The organism is Vibrio sp. 1978 (assembly GCF_033344345.1).
Window position 1 is genome coordinate 1 of record NZ_JAWPOP010001101.1, and the last position, 504, is coordinate 504.

Below are 504 nucleotides of genomic sequence, written 5' to 3' on the forward strand. Positions count from 1 at the left end.
CAAGATCTTTTTAGTGTAGTTGGGGGATGAATACCTTTCGAGCCACACTTGCGCTTATACGTAAATGATTTGCGATAGCGACCAAAAATCCCATATATTGATGGATAACCTATTCAGTTGGCTATTTTTCAAGGAAGTGAAATGCAATACACCAAACTACCGCACTCATCACTCGAGATCAGTAAAATCTGTCTCGGCACTATGACTTTTGGTGAGCAAAATATCGAACAGGAAGCTTTTGAGCAGCTCGACTTTGCTGTCGATCATGGGGTGAACTTCATCGATACCGCAGAGATGTACCCTGTTCCGCCAAAAGCAGAAACACAAGGCCTAACAGAACAATACATCGGCAACTGGCTGACAAAATCCGGCAAGCGAGAAAAAGTCGTTCTAGCGACAAAAGTGGCAGGGCCGCGCAATGTGCCTCACATCCGTGAAAACATGAGTTTAAATCGTCGCAATATCCATGATGCCATCGACTCTAGCCTTCAACGACTCCAAACC

At 44.8% G+C, this 504-nt stretch carries 1 protein-coding gene; it reads left to right on the forward strand.

From position 1 onward, the window contains the following. Positions 1 to 141: 141 nt before the first annotated feature. The coding region (locus R8N49_RS30865; RefSeq protein ID WP_318190916.1) for an aldo/keto reductase at positions 142 to 504 on the forward strand (363 nt) is incomplete at its 3' end.